The sequence below is a fragment of the Streptomyces sp. NBC_01237 genome (assembly GCF_035917275.1).
Classification (GTDB): Bacteria; Actinomycetota; Actinomycetes; order Streptomycetales; family Streptomycetaceae; genus Streptomyces.
Window position 1 is genome coordinate 584,692 of the sequence record NZ_CP108509.1, and the last position, 21,084, is coordinate 605,775.

Below are 21,084 nucleotides of genomic sequence, written 5' to 3' on the forward strand. Positions count from 1 at the left end.
AGGCTGGCGGCTCGGACAATCAACCGATGGACACGCCGGATCTCAAGTGGTGTTGGTTTTGCGCGTTCGATCGTCATGGACCAACTCCAGCAGGGGCTCGGGTGGCATGAAGGGCCATGGCGAGGTTGGACGAAATTACCGGCTTGCCGAACCGGTGCTCCAGTTCGGCGACTGCTGCCAGGGTGTGCCACCCGGTGCAAGACAGGACTACCGCTCCGGCAGCCTCGACGGCGGCCTCCGGCAGCTGCTCCACTAGGGCAAGGATCTGGTCCGGGGGGACTTCGGGGTAGCCATCGGTCAGGCCCAGACTCGCGTGGGCCAGGACCTCCATACCGGCCTCGTTCAGCGCCGCAGCTTCCGCTTCGGTCACCGGAGTGGGGTAGGGCGTGACGAGAACCACACGTGCCACGGCCGCGTCGGTCAGAGCCCACAGGAGGGCGTCGAAGGCGGTGACCACTCCGCTCGGCAGTGGCGGGCCGTCGGTGAAGCCCGCCGACGTGCACGCCAGCATCACCGTGTCGAGCGGGATGTGCGACAACGAGTCCAGCGCATGAACCGATGCCTCGCGCAGTCCGTGCCAGAAGGAGGTGTCGATCGCCGTCGTCCTGGATGCGGGCACGAGCCGTGCGTGGTGGAAGACCGTGTGGCGCAGGCCGAGGCGGGGCAACTCGGTCTCCACGGCCACGTTGGCCCAGGGCAGCAGCATGCCCGCACGGACGGTGCCTTCCGCGGCCGCTTCCAGAGCAGCCAGTTTCGCGAGTGTCCCGTCAGGCAGGGGATGCAACGCGTTCTCCAAAGATCATGCGCGGCGAATGACCGGTGACCACCAGATCTCCGGTAGTCCCCAGGGGCACTCGAGCGCTGCGCTCGATGACCTGGATGGAGTACGAGCCCAATCGCCGCCAATAGGTACCCTCCTCGCTGATGAAGTAGGAGTGCAGTCCCGGCACGCGCAGGCCGGTAGGGTAGATCCGCTCTTTCATCGGCTGATCCCAGGTGAAGTCGATGTCCGCCTTCCACGACGCGAAGTGCTCGGCCGACGGCAGCGGCTCCGGCTCGTTGAGCGAAGCAAGCGGGGTACCGGGGAAGGCTCTCGCCAGGCGTACGTTCGTCCGGTGGCACAGCAGGCCGGCGTCGAGTATCCCGGCCAAGCCTCGAAGGTTCGCCACGTGAGTGTTGTGAGTCTCCCCGGGGAGACCGTAGATCAGGTTCAGGCCGGGGAGGAGCATCGGCAGACCACCGGGGCCGCGGGCTGCGCCTGCCTCGTTCACATGCCCGATGGCACGCATCAGAATGTCGGGCGTGCAGGTGAGGGTGTTGCGCTCAATAACAGCCGGGTCGAAGCTCTCGATGCCCATCGGCGCGCAGTTGCCCTCGGTGCAGAAGTCCGCCACCAGCTTCGCGATGCGTAGCCCGACGGGCGCGGCCACGGCGAGGGGGTCCGCGTTGTCGATGTGGAGCACCTCCAGTTCGGGGCAGCACTCGCGGATGCCGCTGAGCAGGGCGCGAATCGCGGTCTCGTCCCGATGACGGTAGGAGAAGAAGCAGGTCTGTTGGCCGAGGCGGAAGTTCCGAATGCCAGCTGCGTAGAGCTGGGCGGTCTCGGCCACGACGTCGTCAACCTCGCGGAAGGCGACGAGAGGCGATTTCGTCGGTTCGTTGCAGAAGTCACAGAACTTGCGTCGGGTGCAGCCGCGGTACAGCTCCAGCTCGGCGATCGGACGCCAGGGCATCTGCTCGACGAGGCCGGTGAACGAGTCGCGTTCGAGACGCATCTGCTCGTAGCCGGCCGGGCGTCGGCTGCCAAGCAGAAGGTCACCGGACGTCACGGTATGGGTATGAACAGCGTCGAACAGCCCCGCGTACTCCGCAGGCGTGGCTAGGGCGTAGGCGGACAGCGGCCCGAGCAGGTAGCGACGGCCGCGCGTGCAGGCGAGTGCGCGAGCAATCTCCTCGAACGATCCATTCACGGCGTGCAGGTGGACGGACGGGACCGCGTCTCCGGCGATGACGATCACGATCGCAGCATCTCGCAGGAGCTGAATAGCGGTGTCCCGGTTGACGGTGGTCGAGTAAGTGAGCCGATCGCTTTGGGGCGGTTCGACGGTGGGCTTGCCTCCGGCCAGGCACCATCGGACATCGTCGATGGTCACGTACCGGACCTCTGCCTCCGGCCGGGCCTGTCGGAGTGCAGACCAGGCGTTCCGGACGTAGGTCGACAGGTAGGGCGGTACGCCGAGGCCACTCGGCTCGACGGTGAAGCAGTCCAGGATCACTACAGGCTGCATATGGGTCTCCCTCCAGCGCTGAGGGTTTCGGCGGTGTTCCAGCGGCGTCTTCGCCGGGAAGAGCCGCGGGCCCCAGAGCGCATTCATTGTCGGCGCTGGCAGGGCCTTGGGAGGAGAGGGCAACGGGGTTGTCCGGTTGTACGGGGGTTGCATCTCTGTGGCGCTGTGTCGGAAGGCTGGGACGCAGGGTGATCTGCAAGGCATCATCTACACATGGGCAGTTCAAAGGCGAGCAGTGAGAACAACGCCGCGTTCGCGGCGGTGCTCACGGAGGCCGGTTCTTCACACGCCGCTTTGGCTCGCAAGGTCAACGAACTGGGTGCGCTGCAGGGCGTGGTGTCCCGCTACGACAAGGCGTCGGTGACCCGGTGGCTACAGGGTATGACCCCGCGAGGCCGCGCCCCGGAGTTCATTGCCGCTGCCCTGGCAGGGTTCTTAGGCCGATCCATTTCCCCTGTTGACATCGGTTTCACAGATCAGCACCAGAGACCTGTGGTCGCAAGGGCCTTGACGTACCGTGAAGATGTGGGTGAAACACTTCATACGCTCGCGGAGCTCGGTTCGACCGATATCTCGCGACGCAGTCTCCTCGGCGCGGTTCCGTACGTCGCGACGGCTCTTTTGGACCCTCAACGGCATTGGTTGCTTTGGCTCCTGGAGGACGAGCAAGCCTCCCGGCTCGCTGTAGTGGCTGGCGGCGGCCCCGTCGAGCAGGTCCAGGCGATGATCGAGATGTTCGACGAGATGGACAATCGCTTCGGCGGTGGTGGTGTGCGGGCGAGCATCGTGCACTATCTGAGCACCGAACTCGCACCCATGCTGCAGCAGCGCAACCTTTCCTCGGGCCAGCGCAGACTCCTGTACACCTCGGCTGCCAAGTTGGGGGCAATGGCTGGTTGGTGCTCGTACGACGCCGCCGACTACGGGCTCGCGGAGCGCTACATGATCCAGGCGCTGAGGCTGTGCGCCGAGGGCGGAGACCGCGTGCTCGGCGGGCAGATCCTAGCTGGCATGTCGCACCTCGCCACCAGCCTGGGCAACCCCGCCGAAGGAGTCTCGCTAGCGAGAGCGGGTATCGCGACAGCCAAGTCGGTGGGCAGCCCGCTCGGGCTCATGCGCTTGTACGCCATGGCCGCCCGCGGGTACTCCGCCCTGGGCGACTCCCAGCGCGCGACGGCATCCCTCCTGGAAGCCCACAAGAACCTGGAGGTCAGCCGGGGCCCCGCCGAGGAGTCGCCGTGGGTTCGCTTCCTGGACCACCACTATCTGGAAGCCGAGGCGGCCCTGGTCCACCGCGACCTCGGCGAAGCCGCAGAGGCCGAGCACCTCGCCCGGGCGTCAGTCAAGGCGAACGGCGACCGCCGCCGCCGGCAGGCCATCAGCCGCTCGGTGCTCGCGACGGCGTTCCTTCAGCAGAACAGGTTGGACGAGGCGGTCGACACTGCGAGCAACGCCGTGGACCTGCTCGCCGGAGTGCACAGCGAACGGTCCGTCCAGGCTCTGCGCGACTTCCGTGCACGTCTTACTCCTCACCAAGGCGAGTCCATCGTCCGCGACTTCGAACGAAAGGCCCGGCCGATTCTCGGTACAGCTGCCTGAAGCTCCCGGTCAGTATCCTTCGGGCGTCGGCGCGTTCTGGCCCTTGTCGACGGGCAGGTTGATCCCGGTCACCGCTCGCGACTGGTCCGAGAGCAGGAAGGCGATCGCGTCTGCCACCTCCTCCGGCCGCACCAGTTCTCTCCCCGGGAACTCCGTTCGGAATCGGTCGAAGGCCGACGGGTCCTCCCGGCGCATCCGGTCCCAGCGCTTTCCGGGGATGAGCATCGATCCGGGCGAGACCGCGTTCACGCGAATGCCATCCGTAGCCAGCTCCCTGGCCAAGGACGACACCATGTGGATCTGGGCCGCCTTCGCCGAGCCGTACTGAGCCTGCGGGCCGGGCTTCCACCCGGAGACCGAGGCCACGACGACGATCGACCCGCCACCGGCCGCTCGCAGGTGCGGGGTGGCCACCGCGATCAGCCGGGCGACATGGCCAACGTTCAACTCCCAGGTCGCCGCCCAGTCCTCCGCTGTCGCCTCGGTGATTCCCCTCCCTCGCGCACCGCCCGCACACGCGACAACCCCGTCCAACCCTCCCAGCGCTGAGGCGGCCTCCTCGACAAACCGCTCCAGCAGTTCCGGCGCGGAGACGTCCAGAGTCCGGGTGAATAGAGCAGTCGGCACATCGAGCGAACTGCGCAGCGCTTCCAGCGGCTCGGGCTTCCGGGCGCATGTCGCCACCCGCGCTCCTTCGGACAGGAGCAAGCGCACGATGTGTTCTCCCAGCCCTCTGGAGCCTCCCGTCACCACAATTCGGCGGCCCGCGAACTGTCCAGTCGCCGCCCGCTGCCCACCGGTATGTCCTGCATCAGTCATCTGCGCAACCCTTCACCAACCGTGCCAACCCGCGTGGTCAAAGACATCCTCCATGCACCCTTCTTACCGGGCCGCCGGGGCGGTTCTCTTATGGACGTACCCGGCCTGGGACCAACCGTGCGGCGACAATCGGCGAGCGATGGGCCCCACGGAGCCGGGTGACCGCACGAACTCCCCCATCCCACCGACGAAGCCGAGGCCAGCGATGTGCCAGAGCATCACCGCCCCCAGGGCTCCTGACTGGATGGACGTCAAGCACGACTCGAAGTGGAACCCTGCCACCGCCACCGTCGAGACTGCGGCTGCGACGGATCCGGGGCCGGGGCCACTGGCATCACGTGCCTTTGAGGTGGTGATGAGTCCGGATCCGGTTCGCGTCCCGCAGATACGGCACGTCACAGCAGCGGTCATGCGGAACTGGGCTGTACCCATTCCCCTGGCGCAGGATGTGGGACTCGTCGTATCCGAACTCGTCACGAACGCGATCGAGCACGGCCTCGGGACTGTCTGCCTGCGGGTGTGGCAAGGCCCTGGTGAACTCCACGTCGAGGTCGCCGACGACAACCCGGCCCCCGCCCGGCTTCGTGCCGCCGGCGACGAAGAGGAGTCCGGCCGCGGACTGTTCTTGGTCGCCGATCTCGCTCGGGGCTGGGGCGTGAGGGACGGCGGTCGAACCACTTGGGCTACGTTGCGAGCCCCTTCGGATATCCCATGATGAGCGCCGTCAGCGTGGGCGCCCCCAGCAATCGGCGACGGAGGCTGATCACTTCCGAGGACGTGGCGATGCGCAGGCTCGCCCACTCCTTATCCCTCTCCCTCATTGCCGAAGGCATCAGCGATGACCTGATCGACACCGTGGAGGAAATCCTCGGTGACCGGCCGAGCACCGTCGCTGACGGCGGCGGTCGGAGGCTCGACGGTGTGTTGGTCCGCCTCGGGCTTCCCGCACCCCGGCGGCGGCCCCCTGCAGTCGAGCCGCTGAGCGCCGCGGACACCGCGAGAATCACTCACCGGTTCCGACGGGCCACGCACCAGCTCATACAAGTCGCCCCATATCGGGTCACGACGTTCCCCACCGAGGAACTGTGCCACCTGCTCGCCCTGCGCAACGAACATCCGGCCCCCGATGAGGCGCTGTCGTACCTGCGCCGGTACGCCCTGGCGATCGTCACTCTCCTCAACCTGATGGGAGATGACAACTGACGCCCATCGCAGACGCCGGGACGCCCCAATACTCCGGAGGTCTGCCCCCTGCGCCGTCACGACGCGGTCCGTCCGTCCCCCCTTCGGTCGGCCGAGGCGCCTCCGGACGGAATCCTCACCACATCTTCCGTCTCGGTGGCACGCGTACTCGTGGGCGGTGCCCAGCACGGTGCCTGCAACGACGACCGACACGTCAGCCATGAAAAGGAGTTGAGCAGTGATCGCTTCAACCGTCGCGAAGATCGTCCTCGCGCCCCGAGAGCGGGAGGTCCTTGAAGGGCTGGCCGCAGGAGACACACTTGCCGAAGTCGCGGGGGCCCTCGATATCCGCAAGACCACCGCTGCGGGCTACCTCCTTCTCGCGAAGAACGAGCTGTACGGCGCGAGCGATACCGCCGCTGCGGTCGCCGTCGGCTTCGCCGTCGAGGCCATCACCCAGCCTCCTTTGCTGGACCCGGTGGAGCGGCACCTGCTGCACGAGCAGCGGGCCCTCGTAGCGTTCATCGCGCGGGGCCTTGGCCCCGCGCAGATGGCCAGGGAGCAGAACCGTCCGGTCACCGATGTACGTGCGGACGGCCGGGAACTCCTCAAGAGCCTGCAGGCCCGGAACCGGCCGCATCTGATCACCCGCGCGTGGCAGTTTCAGATCCTCACCGCGGGCCAGGTGACTTCGTGGCTTCGCTGACCGACTCGGTGCCAGACAAGGTCGAGGTTCTGGCCATCGTCGAGACGGCGCTCGCCTGGGATCTGAGTGGCTCTGATCTGCCACCTGCCGACGTCACGCTTGGCATGGTCGAGCAGTTGACCACGTACGGCCGGGTCGTCGCCATCGCCCTACGCACTATGTGTCTGAGCCTCCCCGCCGAGTCGGAGGCCCGGTTGGGGGCCCAGGCCACGCTCAGCGAGGCGGGCCGCCGCCTCTATCTCCCGCCGCCGGAAGGCACGCGGCCGGCGGCGGCGCGCCGCGCGCGGAACGTGGCCCGCCTCGTCCAGGGGCTGCTCCGCGCTACCCACCAGGTCAGCGCCGAGCAGCGGTCGGCACCGCACTCCACTCCGCAGCAAGCCCCTACGAAAGGCACCTTGGGATGAAGACCTCACACTCCGTTCTCGTCGCCGCCGTGGTCGGAACCGCCGGGCTCGTTCTGTCCGAGCGGCAGAACCGACGGCGGCTCGCGCTCCAGGCTGCGGAAATGCACCAGACGTGGATCGCCGAGTTGGCTGGGAACCCGGAGCTGCGCGCGGTCTGGGCCCCGCCCGGCGGGGAACTGCCGGACGAGGAGCACAAGAACCTCCTTCACGCCAACCGGCTGATCTCTCTCCTGGCCGCCAAGTTCCGGGCAGGGCTCTTCGACAGGCACTCGATGCGGGTCCAGGCGCAGTGGCTCATGGAACGCGAGATCGCCCGGATCTACTGGCGAACGCTCGGCAGTCTCCGTGAGGGCGAAGCGATCGACCGGACAGACCGCATGTTCAACGCGATCCTGTCCGCCGAGTACACCGCCGCTGTCGGCAAGGACCCAGTCGCCGCCTGAATCCCCAGGACCGGGGCCTCCTCCCGGACATGCGGACCGCCGCGCCCGTGCACGGCGGACCCCGACCCGGTCTTCGGTGGAGGAGGTGGTGCTGAGACACCGCGCCCTGGCCGCACCCCGTGGAAGCACATGCGGCCGGCCCACGCACCGCCCGCCCGTCGTCGGCGACGGGCGGGTGCACCACCCGGCAGCCGGACCTGGAACAAGGCTCGGGGCCGGAAGAAGCGTGTGGGGAGGACTCCCCGTCGTCGGGCTCCTCCCCACGCGCGAAGCTCCCGCCGCGCGTCCCACGGACAACCGTGCGGCGCTCCCTCACAAGCCCGCATGCCTCATGCCGATCGTCGGCCGTCTCGGCGGTCGGCCAACTGACCCCGGAACCGTCCGGCGCTATGGAGTAAAGACACGATGAAACGCCTCCCCCGCATTGAGCAGTACGGCCTGATCGGCGACATGCAGACCAGCGCGCATGTGTGTGACGACGGCTCGGTCGACTGGCTGTGCCTGCCCCGCTTCGACTCAGCGGCTGTCTTCGCCGCTCTTCTCGGAACGGAGCAGCATGGTTCCTGGCGGATATGTCCTGCGCCTGTCGCGGAGGGCGTCCCCGGCGTGGTCGCTCGACGTGGATACCGGGGCGACTCGCTCGTCCTGGAGTCCGAGTGGCGCACGCCGACCGGGACGGTTCGGGTGGTCGACTTCATGCCGCCTCGTGACGGGGCGCCGCAGATGATCCGGATCGTCGAAGGGACGGTCGGCGAAGTGCCGATGATGTCGGCCCTGCGTCCTCGGCCGGGCTATGGCCGTGTCAGCCCGTGGATCCACGAGCTGGGCGGGCGCGTGATCGCCGAGGCGGGCGCGGACGCCCTGTGGCTCGACTCCTCGACCCCGCAGGTGGAGAAGGACGGGTCGGTCGTCAGCTCGTTCACGGTCGCCGCCGGCGAGAGTGTGGCGTTCGTTCTCAGCTGGTGCCCGTCCCACGCGGCACCGCCGGAGATCCCGGACCCGGACGCCGCTCTGGCGGACACGCTCGGGTTCTGGCGTGACTGGACGGGCCAGTGTACTTACGAAGGGCCGTACCGCGAGGCCGTCGTGCGTTCCCTGATCACGCTGAAGGCGATGACCTACGCCCCGAGCGGCGGGATCGTCGCGGCGCCGACCACTTCCCTGCCCGAGGAGATCGGCGGCGGCCGGAACTGGGACTACCGGTACACCTGGCTGCGCGATGCCTCCGCGACTCTGGCCGCACTGCTGGGAACCGGGTACCGGCAGGAGGCCGAGGCTTGGCGGCGGTGGCTGCTGCGGGCGGTCGCCGGTGATCCGGAGAACCTGCAGATCATGTACGGGATCACCGGGGAGCGTTATCTGCCCGAGCGGGAGCTGCCGTGGCTGCCCGGGTATGAAGAATCGGCCCCGGTGAGGGTCGGCAACGGTGCCGCGGACCAGCTGCAGCTCGACGTGTACGGCGAGGTGATCGAGACTCTCCACCTCGCGCACCAGGGCGGGGTTGCTCACTGCGGCGACACGGCGGTCCTGCACCGACGGCTCGTGGAGCACCTGGAGGAGTGCTGGCAGGAACCGGACGAGGGGATCTGGGAGATCCGGGGGGAGCGCCGGCACTTCGTGCACTCCAAGGTGATGGCGTGGGTGGCGGTCGACCGGACGATACGGCTGGCCGAAGCCGGCGCCCTCGACGTCGACCTGTTCGCGCTGATCGAGCTGCGTGAGGCCATCCACCATGAGGTCTGCGTCAAGGGCTTCGACCCGGTGCGCAACACCTTCACCCAGTCCTACGGCTCGAAGGAGCTGGATGCCTCCCTGCTGCTGATTCCCCGGGTGGGTTTTCTCCCTGCCGACGACCCGCGCGTCGTCGGCACCGTGGACGCTGTCCGTCGGGAACTGTCCACGTCGGACGGACTAGTCCGCCGGTACCCCACTGCCGGGGATCGGGCCGGAGTCGACGGCCTCGCCGGTGACGAGGGCACGTTCCTGCTCTGTGCCTTCTGGATGGTCGACGCGCTCTCTCTGACCGGCCGCCGGGCCGAGGCCCGATCGCTGTTCGGCCGCCTCCTCGCCCTTCCCAACGACCTCGGTCTTCTCGCTGAGGAGTACGACCCGGTGGCCGGACGACAGCTCGGCAACTTCCCCCAGGCTTTCAGCCATATGGGTCTGGTCCAGAGCGCTCTGCTCCTGCAACAGCTCTCGGACACGCCCTCCCGCGACTCAAAAGCCACAACGGCGACAAGCACCCGCTGTGACGGAAGCGCCCACGCCGCGGATGCCCCACGCGCTGATCAGGACGCCACCGTGGCCGCGATGACCGGGCAGTTGGGCCCGGACCCGACCAGCGAGCAGTTTGTGCACGCGCGGCGTGAGACGACTGACCGGTGCGAGGCCCTCAAGGAAGCGGGCAAGAGCTTCGCAGACACGGGTGCAGACCAGTGAGCCCTCTCGACAATCCGGTCAAGCCGGAGACGGCCCGCCCCTCTCCCGGGCCTGCGGCTCTCTGCGTATACGAGATGCGGCCCCTGCTCACCGATGCCCAGAGGGCAGAGGCCGGCGCCCTGGTCGAGGACCGCCTCAGCTGGCTAGCGGCCAGAGGGGTGCCCCTCCCTGGATCCTTCGAAGGCGTCCCGGCCCTCTTCCGTGAAGAGCGGCACCAGTCCGTCGGCCTGTTCGAGGACGACGTCCTGCTCGGCTGCCTGATCCTCGACCGGGAAGCGGACCTCGGGCATTGGGGTAGGCATGGGGCCCGCCGCGGCCTGTTCCTCGGCCACGTCCACACCCTCCCGGAACGCCCGGACAACATCGTTCGGCTGATCACTCTCTGGGCGTCCGACTACGCAGCCCGCCACAACGTTCCTTACGTTCGCGCCGAAGTTCCCGCCGGTCACGACCCCCGCGTGGCTACCACGGAAAGCCTCCTTTCCAACCTGCAGGACATGGGCTGGGAGCACCGCGGAACAGGCACCGGGACGAATGGCGAGCCGGTGACCCGGCTCGAACTGCGTGCCGACCCGCATCTCCGGCTCACACCCCTCATCCTCTGCACCGTTCCTTTCCCTGCCCAGGCTCTGTCCGGGCACGACCGGAGCACATCATGACGGCCACCGCCCCTCTCCGCCCCGACCTCGCCGACGACTTGATCGCACGCTACGAGCAGGCCACCGAACGGTGGGCCCGGCTCGTCCGCAACCAGCTCGACGCCATCCACATCGGGCAGAGCCGCCACGCCGACCACGCCAACGCGGCCGTCCTGAAGCGCATCCTGGCCGACCACGACTGGCCGGGCCTCCAGCTCGTCGGCCCCGATGCCGCCCAGGCCGCATGGCGTATCGCCCTGCACGCCGACCATGCCCCGGACTTCCAACGCACCGCCGCACAACTGCTCGACCGCGCTGTCCAAGCCGATGATGCGCCCGTCCAGCAGTGGGCCCACCTCCATGACCGCGCCCTCGTCAACAGCGGTCAGGCCCAGGAGTTCGGCACGCAGTACCGCACCGGCCCCGGCGGTCTGGAACCGTATCCGGTGCGCGAGCCGGCCTTGCTCGACGACAGACGAGTAAGCGTGGGCCTCCAACCCGCCGCCACCGCGCTGCACGCCCTGCGGCAACGCCTTGCCTCAGCCCCCGGCCATGGCGACACAACCGGCGACATAGTCGTCCCCGCGAGGAGTGCCGTCCCTGTGGAGCGCCGTCTCTGGCAGCTGAAGCCGCGTCGCCACATCAGACCGGTTACGGAAGCGACACCCGATCAGGTATCCGCGGGCGAACTGCGGGCGGTGGGGCAGTGAGGCACTCCGCCTACGTGTCCGTATCAACGGGAAACGATCAACGCGGGCGAAGCAGCGCCGCCCACCTTCGGGCTCTGCGCGAGACAGCCTGCTCCGCCGTCCTGCGTCGTCTCGCCGGCCGCCCAGTTCTTGTAGCCCGGTACGCCCTGGTCGCACCCGGCCAGGACGCTGCCGACCGCCTCGCCCAGTCGATGGGTGTCGTCACCCGCGAGGGATGGGTCGCTGTTGTGGCCGCCTACGACGACACCGGCATGACCGACCCCGCGACGCGCCCCCACCTGGCCCGGCTCTGCACCGCGATCCGCCGCGGCGAGCTGCACGGCATCGTCGCCCCATCCCGCACGGACATCAGCACCTTCCACAGCGCCTACGAAGACGCCCTGGACACCATACGAACCTGCGGCGGCTTCCTCGCCCTTGCCCGAGATGAGACAACCCTGTGACTACACCCCCCAGGGCACCGCTGCCGCACCCCGAGCAGAGCCCTCGCTCCGGCAGCCGTCCCTTGACGGCAGAGGATTCCGACCCGCCCCGCATCCCCGACAACAAGCAGCTCGTCGGCAACAAGGCCGATGACTTCGCCATATCGGGTACGAATGGGACGGTACAGGTCTCGGCCGCCCGGGTTGGTTCATGAGTTCCAGCGAAGCCCGGACGAGGGTCTCGGTCAAAGCCGGGGACCCGCTCTCCCTCGCGGGCATACACACCCAGCTGCGGCAGAGCCCGGAGATCACCCTGCTCCATGGCGATGAGGAGTACCAAGCTGAAGTAGTGGTCGTAATCGTGGACGCCGTCCAGGAGGACGAACTACGAATCCTGCGTCACATTCAGCGCACGAGTACCGCCCGCACCGTTCTGGTCACCACGGACATCGATGAGCAGAAGCTGGTGAGCGCCGCGGAATGCGGCGTCGCCGGTGTGGTCAGGCGCTCCGAGTCCACGCCCGAGCATCTGGTGCATGTCATCGGGACGGTGGCGCGCGGGGAGGGCCACCTGCCCTCCGATCTGCTCGGACGCCTCCTCGAAGAGGTCGGCAGGCTCCAGGGGCAGGTGCTCGGTCCGCGCGGTCTCCACTTCACCGGACTGTCGCCGCGTGAAGTAGATGTGCTGCGGCTGGTCGCCGAGGGATACGACACCGCGGACATCGCGACGAAACTGGCCTATTCCGAGCGCACGATCAAGAACGTGCTGCATTCCGTGATGACCCGCCTCCAGCTGCGAAATCGTTCCCATGCGGTGGCGTTCGCAATGCGTCAGGGACTCATCTAATGCGAACCGAGGCCAGAAAAGCGCCGCTCGCCCACCGCAGGCGTTCCACGGGACGCGGCCCAGTGGCCCGTGTACAGGGACGAGACGCCCGGATTCTGCAATCTCGCGGCAAGCCATGGCCGCGAACACGGCGCCCACACCTCTGCACCCGCCCGCGCAGCGCCGGAAGCACAGCACTTCCGGCGCAACAGCCGCACGGAAGCACGCGTTTCAACGAGCCAGTAGCAGCTCGCCCGTCCTACATGACATCTCACAGAATTGCTGAGTCCATGCCCGCAAAGCCGTCCACAGGATGGACGAAGACCGGCCGCCTTCCGAACGCTGGTGCTGCCGGCGACACCGGCCGTATCCACCTCGTTGCCATCGAGTTGTTCGGCATCGTCAGCGTGGTCAGCGCGCCGTACGTGTGGAGCACCATCAATGGAATCGTTTGCCTGTACGGGGCTGCGGGCTCGGCTCGGGGGTACCTCTGATGTCGAACCATGACCCGCTTGTTGCCCCTCTCGGCCGCGACGTCGATGGCCCGGCCCGCAGCTCCGAAGCTGGCACCGGGCGCGCTCTGGCATCGGCTGTCGGACTGCTGACGCTCGCCAGCTGCGCACCGATGGCGTCGGGTGTCCTGCACGTCCGTGGCCTGCTCGGCGTGGAGTGGACACCGAGCGCCTACCACCAAGCCCTGGTGGTCCAGCTGATCGGGGCGTCCCTGACCTCGGTCTGGCTTTTCTGGGCTGTGGTCGCCCGGACACGGTTACGGCCCGCCCAACAGTGGATGCAGGGCAGCGCGGCGGCCACCTACGGTGCGATCGTCGTCGTCACTGCCCTTCCCAGCATGGCCACCGGCCTCCTCGGCCTCACTCTGGCCGCCGGCGCACTTGCCTGGCTGGCCATAGAGGTGACTCATGCCCGAGGTGTGCCTCTGAATCTGGCTCTCGGGACCCGGACCCGTGCGGTTGGAACGCAGCGGACGTGGACCGTGGTCGGCGGCACCATCGCCGCGTGCGCGGTGGGTGGAGGCGTCATGGGCATTTCTGTGATGCTCCTGCGCGTCCTCGACGCTGACGGCACCGTACCGGTGATGGCCGGTGGCCAACTGTCCGGGCTCGGGCTCGGCGGCGCGGGCGATCTGATACTCAGCGTTCTTTGTGCCGCGATTCTCGAAGATCTCGTCGTCGTTGCTGCGGGGAGCACGTTGCTCGCCGCGGCGAGCAGACCGGCGTGGCTGATCTACACCACGATCTGCGTGATCGAGGTCCTTCTCCACGCCTACGTCGGAGTGCCCGCCTTGGCCATGGCCCTGTACGGGGCAGGCCGCGTCTGGCTCTTCCGACGCTACGGCCTCGTGACCTCCATGATCATCGGCCACGCGGCCTTCGATTTGGTCGGCGGACTACTCATGTCACTGCCCCTCCGATACCGCCTGCTCATCGCACTGCCGTGCATCCCAGCCATCCATATCGCAGCACGCATCAAACAGCGCTCTGCCGCAAGAAATAACTCCGCCTCCCAATCAAGAGACACCGAAGTGTGAGTCCAACTGCTCTCGACAGCTATCGGCCCCATACCGATGAGCGCTTGAGCACCCCTGTACGAGGCGAACCGACCGTGGATGGCTCCAGATTCACCGTGCCAGACACAGCGGAACGCGTTGCTGCCCGGATCTCGCTCGTGCCGTGACCCGGCATTACCTGACCGACCTGATCCTCACTACAGGAGGCATCACGTGCACACTCCGACCAACTCCAATCGGCTCACGCCTTCGGAACCGACAGCCCCTCAGGCATTGAGCGTTCCGCTCGACGGAACCATCGAGAGCATCGTCACGCGCATGGCCCACTTGGACGAGCAGTGCGGGGGACCGGCCCCGGCCCCGGTGCTAGCACTGGGTATCTTCGAGCGGGTCGGCTCGAACTGGCTTTCCGACTCGCTGCGCGGGGCGATGCCGCAGCACAACGAGCCCTTTCGCCAGCAGCTCGGCCGCGAACACCCGCTATCACCCGGCAACCGCATCCCGCCGAGCCTCCAGGGAACCGGTCTCAGCGGCTTGGGCCTGCACCAGCTGCTGTGCGCGCTCGGCGACCTGCACGGCCACCCCCGGCACCTGGTCAAAGAGACGAACCTGTTCTTCGCCGTGGACACCGTCCTGGGAATGCTGCCCCAATCACCGGTTGTCGTCCTCACCCGGGCCCCTATCGGCATCGCTTCCTCATTCGCCCGTGGGCGGCTCTGGGACCGGTGGCGCTACGGCGACCGGTACGCACAGGTCGCCGCGACGGCCCGCGCACCGCGCTGGCGCACAGCTTTCGCCCCGCTCCTTCCCGATGACGACCCCGACCCGTCCACCGCCCTGGGACGCCTGATCACTGTGAACGCCCTTCTTCTGTCCCGCGCCTTGCACGAGGGGCCCCCTGCCTCCCGCCCCTGCCTGGTCATCCCGTATGAACAGCAAGTCAGCGACCGGCCCCGCACAGAGAACGACCTCGCCCGGTTCCTGAACATCGAAATGCCGAAACTCAGGAATGTGCCGCTGATCACCACCGGCACCACGGCCGCGTCGGACACAACGTTCGCCACCATCGGGCGCAAGGACGCCCTGGTCGCCGAACTGGCCCCCGGCACCGCAGAACTGGTCATCACCGCGGTTGACAAGACCCTCGCCCAGGCCCGTCGTCTGCTCGCCCCCGAGGTCACGGAGGCCGCCGCCCAATGGCTTACCCGTAACGACCAGTACGAGGTGCACGAACCCACGCCACGGCCCATCCGCCGGGCCCGGTCGGAACCCACTTTTCAGAGGATGCCCAAGCCGGCGTACAGGCCGGTGGCAGGAACCCAGTGGCGCAACTTGCTGGTCACCAATACGGAAATGGCCGAGCTGCTGACCATGCTGCACGCGGGCGGTGCAGCGAACTCCCGTCTGGGCACCAACCTGCTGGTTTGCCCGATGCCCCACGAGCGTGGCGGGCGCCTCCACTACGACCAAGCCGATCGGCGGTGGCGGATCAGCCGAGGATACGAACAGCATCCCGCGTACTGGGTCACCTGGATCGGAGCAGCATTCATGGCGGCGTGGTGCGGAGCGCGCCTGCCCACCCGCACCGAAGCACTGCAGGCGGCAAAGGGAGCGCGGGCGCACAACAGCGACTACGTAGCGGGCGACAGTTGCCCCGTTGCGGAACCCGGGCTCGGCGACCGGGAGGTCCACCACCTGATCGGCAACGTGCAGGTCTGGTGCGGCGACGGTCCCGATCAGCCTGAATCACGGCCCGTGCAGAAGTACTTGTTCGGTGCTGCGTGGAACACACCGGGCACCGAGGAGGCGGTGACTGCCGTCCGCTCCCGCTATCTGCTCGGCTCCTCGCGTGGCGTGGGTGTCCGCCTGGTGCGCGACGCCCACACCACGGACGCCGCACGGCTAGGGGCCTGGGAGCTGGCGCACCGGCTCAATCAGTGGGTCGCCGCCGCCGACAGCTCCGCCCAGGCCACGCCGGGCGGGCTCGACCGTCTGCTGCTCAGCACGTTCGGGTCATAGCCCGATAGCGGACTTCGGCCCCATGTACGACCCGGCGCCCGGGAACCCCTGCCGGCACAGTTTCACGAACAGGTCGCTGAATCCCAGAGCGGGCACATCGACCAGCGCCACGAACTCGACGCCGCGGATCTGCCGGGTGTCCGCGCCTTCCTTGACCTCCCCGATCTCCCCGCCCACGCGGCGGGCCTCGAAGGTGATGTGAACGACGTGCGCATTGATGTTGTCGCACAAGTACAGCAACCGACCCACCTCAATCTCGGCGCCGGTCTCCTCCCGCATCTCTCTGACCAGTGCCTCTTCCAGCGTCTCGCCGTCCTCGACCTTGCCCCCCGGCAGGGACCAGCTCCTGGGGCCGTCGGTGTCCTGGTTCAGCAGGAGAAGCCTGTCGTCCTCGATGACGATGCCCGTCACACGTGTATGCATCCGCCGACGCTATCGTCCGGGGACCCGGCCCGAAGGGGACAGCGATGAACCGGCCACCAAACTTCTCGGTACTCCCTGTGGTGATCGCCGCCGGAGGACTGGGCACACGGGTAAGTGCCTGGTCGCCGTACCTGCCCAAGGAGCTGCGCCCAGTCTGTGGCCGGCCGGGGCTCGCGCACATCGTGGACGAAGCCGCCGCCATCGGCAGTGGCCATGCTGTCGTGGTCCACCACCCCTACTACACGCCCCTGACCGACTGGACCCGCCAGGTTCTCGCCCCCGGAGCGCTGGCTCGCTACCGGATGCTCACCAACCAGCTTCCGGGCCGCCCATCGGCCTCCGACCTCCTCCAGGTCGACTTCATCGCCCAGCACGGCAGGTACGCCGACGTGACGTCCGTGCTGAACGGTGCCGAACACCTGCGCACCGGGGACCTGTACGTGATCTTCGCTGACAACGTCGACCCCACTCACACAGCGCTGTCCGCTCTAGCCACGGCAGCCTCTCCTGATACACCGGCTGTGCTCGCAGCGCCCTTCGATGCAACCGCAGCGGGCCACCACGGTGTGATCGTCTGCGCGGGCAGAGAGCCGGTCCAGAGGTTGGTGCAGCTGATCGAGAAACCCGACCGTGAACACGCGCTGCGACTGGAGGCGGAACACGGCACCGCCCGCCTTAGGCTCCTCCAAGGGCGGATGCGGGCTACACCCGGCCTCCTGCGCCACCTAGCCACCACCTCACGCAAGACGAACAGCGAGCCGAAGCTGTCCCTGTCGCTGGCTTCCTACGCCCAGGCCCACCGCGTCGATGTCGTCACCAGCACGCAACCCATGACAGACCTCGGCAGCTGAGTGAGCAGGAGCGCGCGCCGCCCTGTAGCAAGATCATCACGAGTATCCCGAGAGCCGACAACGCCCTCGGGAACTGCCTGCACGCAGAGATCGTATCCCTCGACGGGTTCGTCGATGCCCATGCAATGGGCGCGTATGCGGGGCCGTATGGGTCACCTGATCTCCGGGATTCGCCGCCCGCATCTCCACGCGCTGCACCGCCAACAGCCACCTACACGCTGGCACCACCAAGCAGTCTTCTGTGGCAGTACGCCTGCACACGACACGACCTCGTCGCGAACGTTCGCGCCCTCGCATAGGGCTGCGTAGGTGTGCCCCCGCCCGCGAGGCAACCTTGCGGGCGGGCGGATGGAGGGCTCCTGGAGGCTCTCATGCGGTGGGCTCGCGGGCCGCCTAGGTCAGGAGCGTCCGACTGTTGGCGTCTTCCGGACTGCGCTGCCGGCGCGTCGCCGCAGAGCCACCGAACTGTTCCGAATCGCAGGTTTTACCCATTGGGCGCAGAGTTCCCATATGTGGCCAAAAATATCCGAAATCGCCGATGCCGCCGAGCAGCTGCTCCTTCACCCCCCAGTCGACACCGAGGGGCCGCTCCCACTTCCGGTGCACGACTGGAGAGGAGCCCTGAGCGCCATCGTGGATCGGATAGGCATACCCACCTTGTATGGGGGTGGTGCGGCCGGTCCGAACATCCGCTGGCGGCTGCCGCAACACACATTGCTGCTCCATCCGGGTGATGTGGGCCTGATTCTTTCCTGCCACGGCACGGAGGTTCTGGAGACGGCGGAGCGTGACGCGTTCGACCGCGGGGTCGGTGACGACAAGGGGCAGGTTCCCCGCTACAGCGACCTGCCGTATCTCTGGCAGGTGGCCCGCAACGGCATCGGCACTCTCCCGCCGAGCTTCCCGGCCCCTCCCCTCGCTCCGGACTGGGACCGGCTGGAGGAGTCGATACGGTCGCTATGTCACGCCTGGGCGACCCAACTGACGCCGCAGGTGAACGACTGGGCGGGATACAACGTCGTAAACCACGCGGACGGCGGTCGAGTCCTGGCCGTGCTCTACGGAGCAGACGACGGCCTGACCATCTATATCGACGACCGCGACGGCTCGGGCAGCGGCGATTACGCCGTCACCATGAGGCATCGCGGCTGGGACAGCCGAGTGCCGCTTCTCCAGTGGTGGGACGCATACTTTGCCGCCGATGCGGACGGAGCGGAGGCAGCGGCGAAGCTCGTGGTGAAGGAGGTACGCGCACGCGGTGCGCGAATGCCCGGCGACCTCGGGGTGACCGACGTGAACTGCGGGGACAACGGGCAACTGATGCTGCCAGGGCTTGGCATCGCGCCCGAGGACTGAACACGTGGAACCGAACACGGTTCAATGGAAATTGACTTTGCGCGTGCAGACTTGAGCGCCAGTCAGGCGTGGGAATTCTCCTGACGTGCGACCGATTGCCATTCCTGGGTCCTAGCTGGCAACAAGCAGGCGCCCATTCAGGCATTTTGCAGGACCAGGGGTCCTGAAGAGGCGTCACCGCAGATACCCGGGAAAGGAATTGCCAGCACATCCAGAGACGCACAGCCCCGTTCTGGGCAGTCGAGCTCCCACGCAACAGGAGGTCCCGCAGACTCGAACATGTCCAGGTCAAGCGACGGAGGGAATCGCGACACCATCTACAACGAAGACGCGCTCCCCTTCTTCCGCGTCACGGAATCACCCGCCCGAAAGAAATGATCTTGCCCAGTCGGTCAAGGTGAATTCTCTTCGCAAATTCAGGCGAACCGGAATTCCGTACACCCTGGTGATTTCCGCTTCGAAGCGGCAGGCATAAGGTCTGACGATCAGGCCGCTTCCGAGCCTGCCCCAGGATCCTCGGAAGTAGGCATCTCGGGGCCGTCCGACTGGACGGTTCCGGCGAATGCTCGGGAGAGTCAAGAATGAGTGCGTTGCGGGCGCTGAAATTGGGCGGCGAGATGCGTCGGCTGCGTCGCGAGTGCGAGGACCGGCTGTCTGGCCTGCCGATCCCGCACCCGTTCACCGTGCAACGGCTTGTGACAAGCATGGAAGTCGCGCTGGGCCGGACCATTCACCTGCTGCCGGTGGATGATCCGGACGCGGATCTGCGCACCGCGTGCGGTCTGCGGGTGAAGGGGCTGTCAACGACGTACATACTCTTCCGGCGTCGGCCCACACCGAACCAGACCGAGCACACGATCCTGCACGAACTCGTGCACGAGTGGGTGGACCACGGCACGAGCATTCCCCTGGTGGACGTACTGGACAGACTTCCGTCCGGAGTGCGGGGGAAACTGCTGGACGAACTGGGGCCGGGCGCCCTCGTCCAGGCGCGAACGCGCTACAACACTGCAGAGGAACAGGTCGCGGAACTGGGCGCCTCCGTGATCAAGCGGCAGGTCCGTCGGGCGACACCGCCGGGTGACGACCTGGTCAGTCAGTTGGAATCGAGCCTCTCCCACCCGGTGGCCGCACCGCGCGGGGCGACGGGTCAGAATGCGGAGCAACTGTGCTGAGCGGCCTTATCTGGGCGGCGGCCATCGCCATGACGGCAGTTGCTCTGTGGCGCCTGCCGGCCCTGCGTCACGGTGATCGTCTTCGGCGGTCTCTGTGGTTTTGCACTTTGGCGTTCAGCGGGACGATCTGGTGCCGGGTGCCGCAGGTGAAGCATGCCTTGGACCACTCCCCCGTGACGGACCTCTCCGCGCTGGGAAAGTACCTGACGTCCATGGGTGCGATCCTCGCGATCCTCAACTACATCACGGCAATCTACGCACGGCCTATCTCCGGAGTCCCGCCGCGGCACATCACCGTTTCGCGGCGGGTGAGCCGCGTCGCCAATGCGAGCGCCCTGGGGGCCCTGGCCGCCATGGTCGTCCTCTTCTTCACCGTGGTGGACCGGAGCCGGCCGAGCGTTGACTTCGCCGCCGATCACGCCGGGCAGTGGGGTGCGGGGCTCTTCCTGACGATCGTGTACACGTACCTCGCGGCTGCCGCGTCAACCTGCTGCTACCAGTGGAGCCGCGCGAGTCAGCGCGCGGACACCCGGTCGTTGCGCATCGGGCTGACCCTCATGGCCGCTGCCATGGTCATCTACACCGTTTACCCCGCACTGCGCATCTTCACGGTCTGGTTCCCCACGGATGCCAGCTCGGTCACGATGCGCACCATCGCCGACTCCGTCAATCTGGTGGTAGCGGGGCTGTGGGCCGCCGGCGCGAGCATCCCGTCCACGACGGCGGTCGCGGCACGCTGGACGTCCCGGTGCGCACTGCGCACTCTTTACCCTCTGTGGCGGGATCTGATGCGCGCCTTCCCCCACCTCGCCTTCCAGCCGCCCGGGTCGGCCGCCAGGGAGATGATTCGCCTCTCGCCCCCGCTGGACGTGCGCCTGGACCGCTGGACGCAGGAGATCGGCGATGCGGTGGAGCAGCTGCGTCATCACGCGGCCGAGGACCTGATGCCCTGTGCGCAGGCCGCGGCCGAATACCTTCCCGATCCGGAACCGGCAGCCGAGGCTTACTGGATCCGTGCTGCCCTGCACAGCGCGGGCGCGGGAAAGCGGGCTCCACTCCCGGTACGGGGCCTGCCGAGTAAGCCCTTGAGCGATGCCCGGGCGGAGGGGTTCTGGCTGGCGCGGGTCACCCGCGCCTACACCGCCATGACGCCGGAGCAGGTGCGTCAGCTGCTTCAGAAGGCAGGGGCGCCTGCGAGCGGCAGCCCATACCCGGAAGGCCAAGCGCGTGCGGCGTAACCAGTTGCCGCGTCGGAC

The 21,084-nt window shown here is 67.6% G+C and carries 21 protein-coding genes; 17 read left to right on the plus strand and 4 right to left on the minus strand.

Features of this window, described 5'->3' with window-relative positions; genetic code table 11:
• Positions 1 to 73: 73 nt before the first annotated feature.
• Positions 74 to 784, minus strand: coding sequence for a hypothetical protein (locus OG251_RS39105; RefSeq protein ID WP_326682021.1), 711 nt, complete (start codon positions 782 to 784; stop codon positions 74 to 76).
• A complete protein-coding gene (locus OG251_RS39110; protein WP_326682022.1) occupies positions 768 to 2,288 on the minus strand; it encodes a radical SAM protein in 1,521 nt (506 codons plus the stop codon). The genes OG251_RS39105 and OG251_RS39110 overlap by 17 nt, the downstream gene beginning before the upstream one ends.
• Positions 2,289 to 2,501: 213 nt before the next feature.
• Between OG251_RS39110 and OG251_RS39115 the strand changes: the two genes are divergently transcribed.
• Complete coding sequence (locus tag OG251_RS39115; protein WP_326682023.1) at positions 2,502 to 3,887, plus strand: hypothetical protein; 1,386 nt, start codon at positions 2,502 to 2,504, stop codon at positions 3,885 to 3,887.
• 9 nt (positions 3,888 to 3,896) lie between these two features.
• Here OG251_RS39115 and OG251_RS39120 read toward each other — a convergent pair whose 3' ends face one another.
• Entirely contained in the window at positions 3,897 to 4,706 is an 810-nt protein-coding gene (locus tag OG251_RS39120; protein ID WP_326682024.1) for an SDR family NAD(P)-dependent oxidoreductase, read from the minus strand.
• 244 nt (positions 4,707 to 4,950) lie between these two features.
• Here OG251_RS39120 and OG251_RS39125 point away from each other — a divergent pair, with 244 nt between their 5' ends.
• From OG251_RS39125 to OG251_RS39180, 12 genes are all read left to right on the plus strand, one after another.
• Positions 4,951 to 5,421: an ATP-binding protein gene (locus OG251_RS39125; RefSeq protein WP_326682025.1), complete on the plus strand. Its 471-nt coding sequence runs from the start codon at positions 4,951 to 4,953 to the stop codon at positions 5,419 to 5,421.
• Positions 5,418 to 5,909 carry a hypothetical protein gene (locus OG251_RS39130; RefSeq protein ID WP_326682026.1) on the plus strand — a complete coding sequence of 164 codons (492 nt, stop codon included), beginning with the start codon at positions 5,418 to 5,420 and terminating at the stop codon, positions 5,907 to 5,909. Before OG251_RS39125 ends, OG251_RS39130 begins: the two co-directional genes overlap by 4 nt.
• A gap of 217 nt (positions 5,910 to 6,126) precedes the next feature.
• Positions 6,127 to 6,594, plus strand: coding sequence for a LuxR C-terminal-related transcriptional regulator (locus OG251_RS39135; RefSeq protein WP_326682027.1), 468 nt, complete (start codon positions 6,127 to 6,129; stop codon positions 6,592 to 6,594).
• The gene (locus OG251_RS39140; protein WP_326682028.1) at positions 6,582 to 6,998 is read left to right on the plus strand and encodes a DUF6415 family natural product biosynthesis protein; all 417 of its coding nucleotides are present in this window, start codon (positions 6,582 to 6,584) and stop codon (positions 6,996 to 6,998) included. Before OG251_RS39135 ends, OG251_RS39140 begins: the two co-directional genes overlap by 13 nt.
• Positions 6,995 to 7,441: a DUF6082 family protein gene (locus OG251_RS39145; protein WP_326682029.1), complete on the plus strand. Its 447-nt coding sequence runs from the start codon at positions 6,995 to 6,997 to the stop codon at positions 7,439 to 7,441. The genes OG251_RS39140 and OG251_RS39145 overlap by 4 nt, the downstream gene beginning before the upstream one ends.
• Before the next feature lie 405 nt (positions 7,442 to 7,846).
• Entirely contained in the window at positions 7,847 to 9,880 is a 2,034-nt protein-coding gene (locus OG251_RS39150; RefSeq protein WP_326682030.1) for a glycoside hydrolase family 15 protein, read from the plus strand.
• A 74-nt stretch (positions 9,881 to 9,954) separates the two neighbouring features.
• Complete coding sequence (locus OG251_RS39155; RefSeq protein WP_326682031.1) at positions 9,955 to 10,539, plus strand: hypothetical protein; 585 nt, start codon at positions 9,955 to 9,957, stop codon at positions 10,537 to 10,539.
• Positions 10,536 to 11,228 carry a DUF6624 domain-containing protein gene (locus tag OG251_RS39160; protein ID WP_326682032.1) on the plus strand — a complete coding sequence of 231 codons (693 nt, stop codon included), beginning with the start codon at positions 10,536 to 10,538 and terminating at the stop codon, positions 11,226 to 11,228. The genes OG251_RS39155 and OG251_RS39160 overlap by 4 nt, the downstream gene beginning before the upstream one ends.
• Before the next feature lie 14 nt (positions 11,229 to 11,242).
• The gene (locus tag OG251_RS39165; protein ID WP_326682033.1) at positions 11,243 to 11,671 is read left to right on the plus strand and encodes a hypothetical protein; all 429 of its coding nucleotides are present in this window, start codon (positions 11,243 to 11,245) and stop codon (positions 11,669 to 11,671) included.
• 190 nt (positions 11,672 to 11,861) lie between these two features.
• On the plus strand, positions 11,862 to 12,497 hold the full coding sequence (locus OG251_RS39170) for a helix-turn-helix transcriptional regulator (protein ID WP_326682034.1): 636 nt from the start codon (positions 11,862 to 11,864) through the stop codon (positions 12,495 to 12,497).
• Positions 12,498 to 12,969: 472 nt separating this feature from the next.
• Positions 12,970 to 14,025: a hypothetical protein gene (locus OG251_RS39175; protein WP_326682035.1), complete on the plus strand. Its 1,056-nt coding sequence runs from the start codon at positions 12,970 to 12,972 to the stop codon at positions 14,023 to 14,025.
• A 297-nt stretch (positions 14,026 to 14,322) separates the two neighbouring features.
• Complete coding sequence (locus tag OG251_RS39180) at positions 14,323 to 16,023, plus strand: SUMF1/EgtB/PvdO family nonheme iron enzyme (protein WP_326682036.1); 1,701 nt, start codon at positions 14,323 to 14,325, stop codon at positions 16,021 to 16,023.
• On the opposite strand, the gene OG251_RS39185 is transcribed toward OG251_RS39180, so the two are convergent.
• Positions 16,018 to 16,446 (minus strand): NUDIX domain-containing protein, encoded by a 429-nt coding sequence (locus tag OG251_RS39185; protein WP_442818451.1) that lies wholly within the window; start codon positions 16,444 to 16,446, stop codon positions 16,018 to 16,020. The genes OG251_RS39180 and OG251_RS39185 overlap by 6 nt on opposite strands.
• 44 nt (positions 16,447 to 16,490) lie before the next feature.
• Between OG251_RS39185 and OG251_RS39190 the strand changes: the two genes are divergently transcribed.
• The 4 genes from OG251_RS39190 (at position 16,491) to OG251_RS39205 (ending at position 21,066) form a co-directional block, all read left to right on the plus strand.
• Positions 16,491 to 17,297, plus strand: a complete 807-nt coding sequence (locus OG251_RS39190; protein WP_326682038.1) for an NTP transferase domain-containing protein — start codon at positions 16,491 to 16,493, stop codon at positions 17,295 to 17,297.
• A 633-nt stretch (positions 17,298 to 17,930) separates the two neighbouring features.
• Positions 17,931 to 18,653 (plus strand): hypothetical protein, encoded by a 723-nt coding sequence (locus tag OG251_RS39195; protein WP_326682039.1) that lies wholly within the window; start codon positions 17,931 to 17,933, stop codon positions 18,651 to 18,653.
• 581 nt (positions 18,654 to 19,234) lie between these two features.
• The gene (locus OG251_RS39200) at positions 19,235 to 19,828 is read left to right on the plus strand and encodes a hypothetical protein (protein ID WP_326682040.1); all 594 of its coding nucleotides are present in this window, start codon (positions 19,235 to 19,237) and stop codon (positions 19,826 to 19,828) included.
• Complete coding sequence (locus OG251_RS39205) at positions 19,822 to 21,066, plus strand: MAB_1171c family putative transporter (RefSeq protein WP_326682041.1); 1,245 nt, start codon at positions 19,822 to 19,824, stop codon at positions 21,064 to 21,066. Before OG251_RS39200 ends, OG251_RS39205 begins: the two co-directional genes overlap by 7 nt.
• Positions 21,067 to 21,084 lie beyond the last annotated feature (18 nt).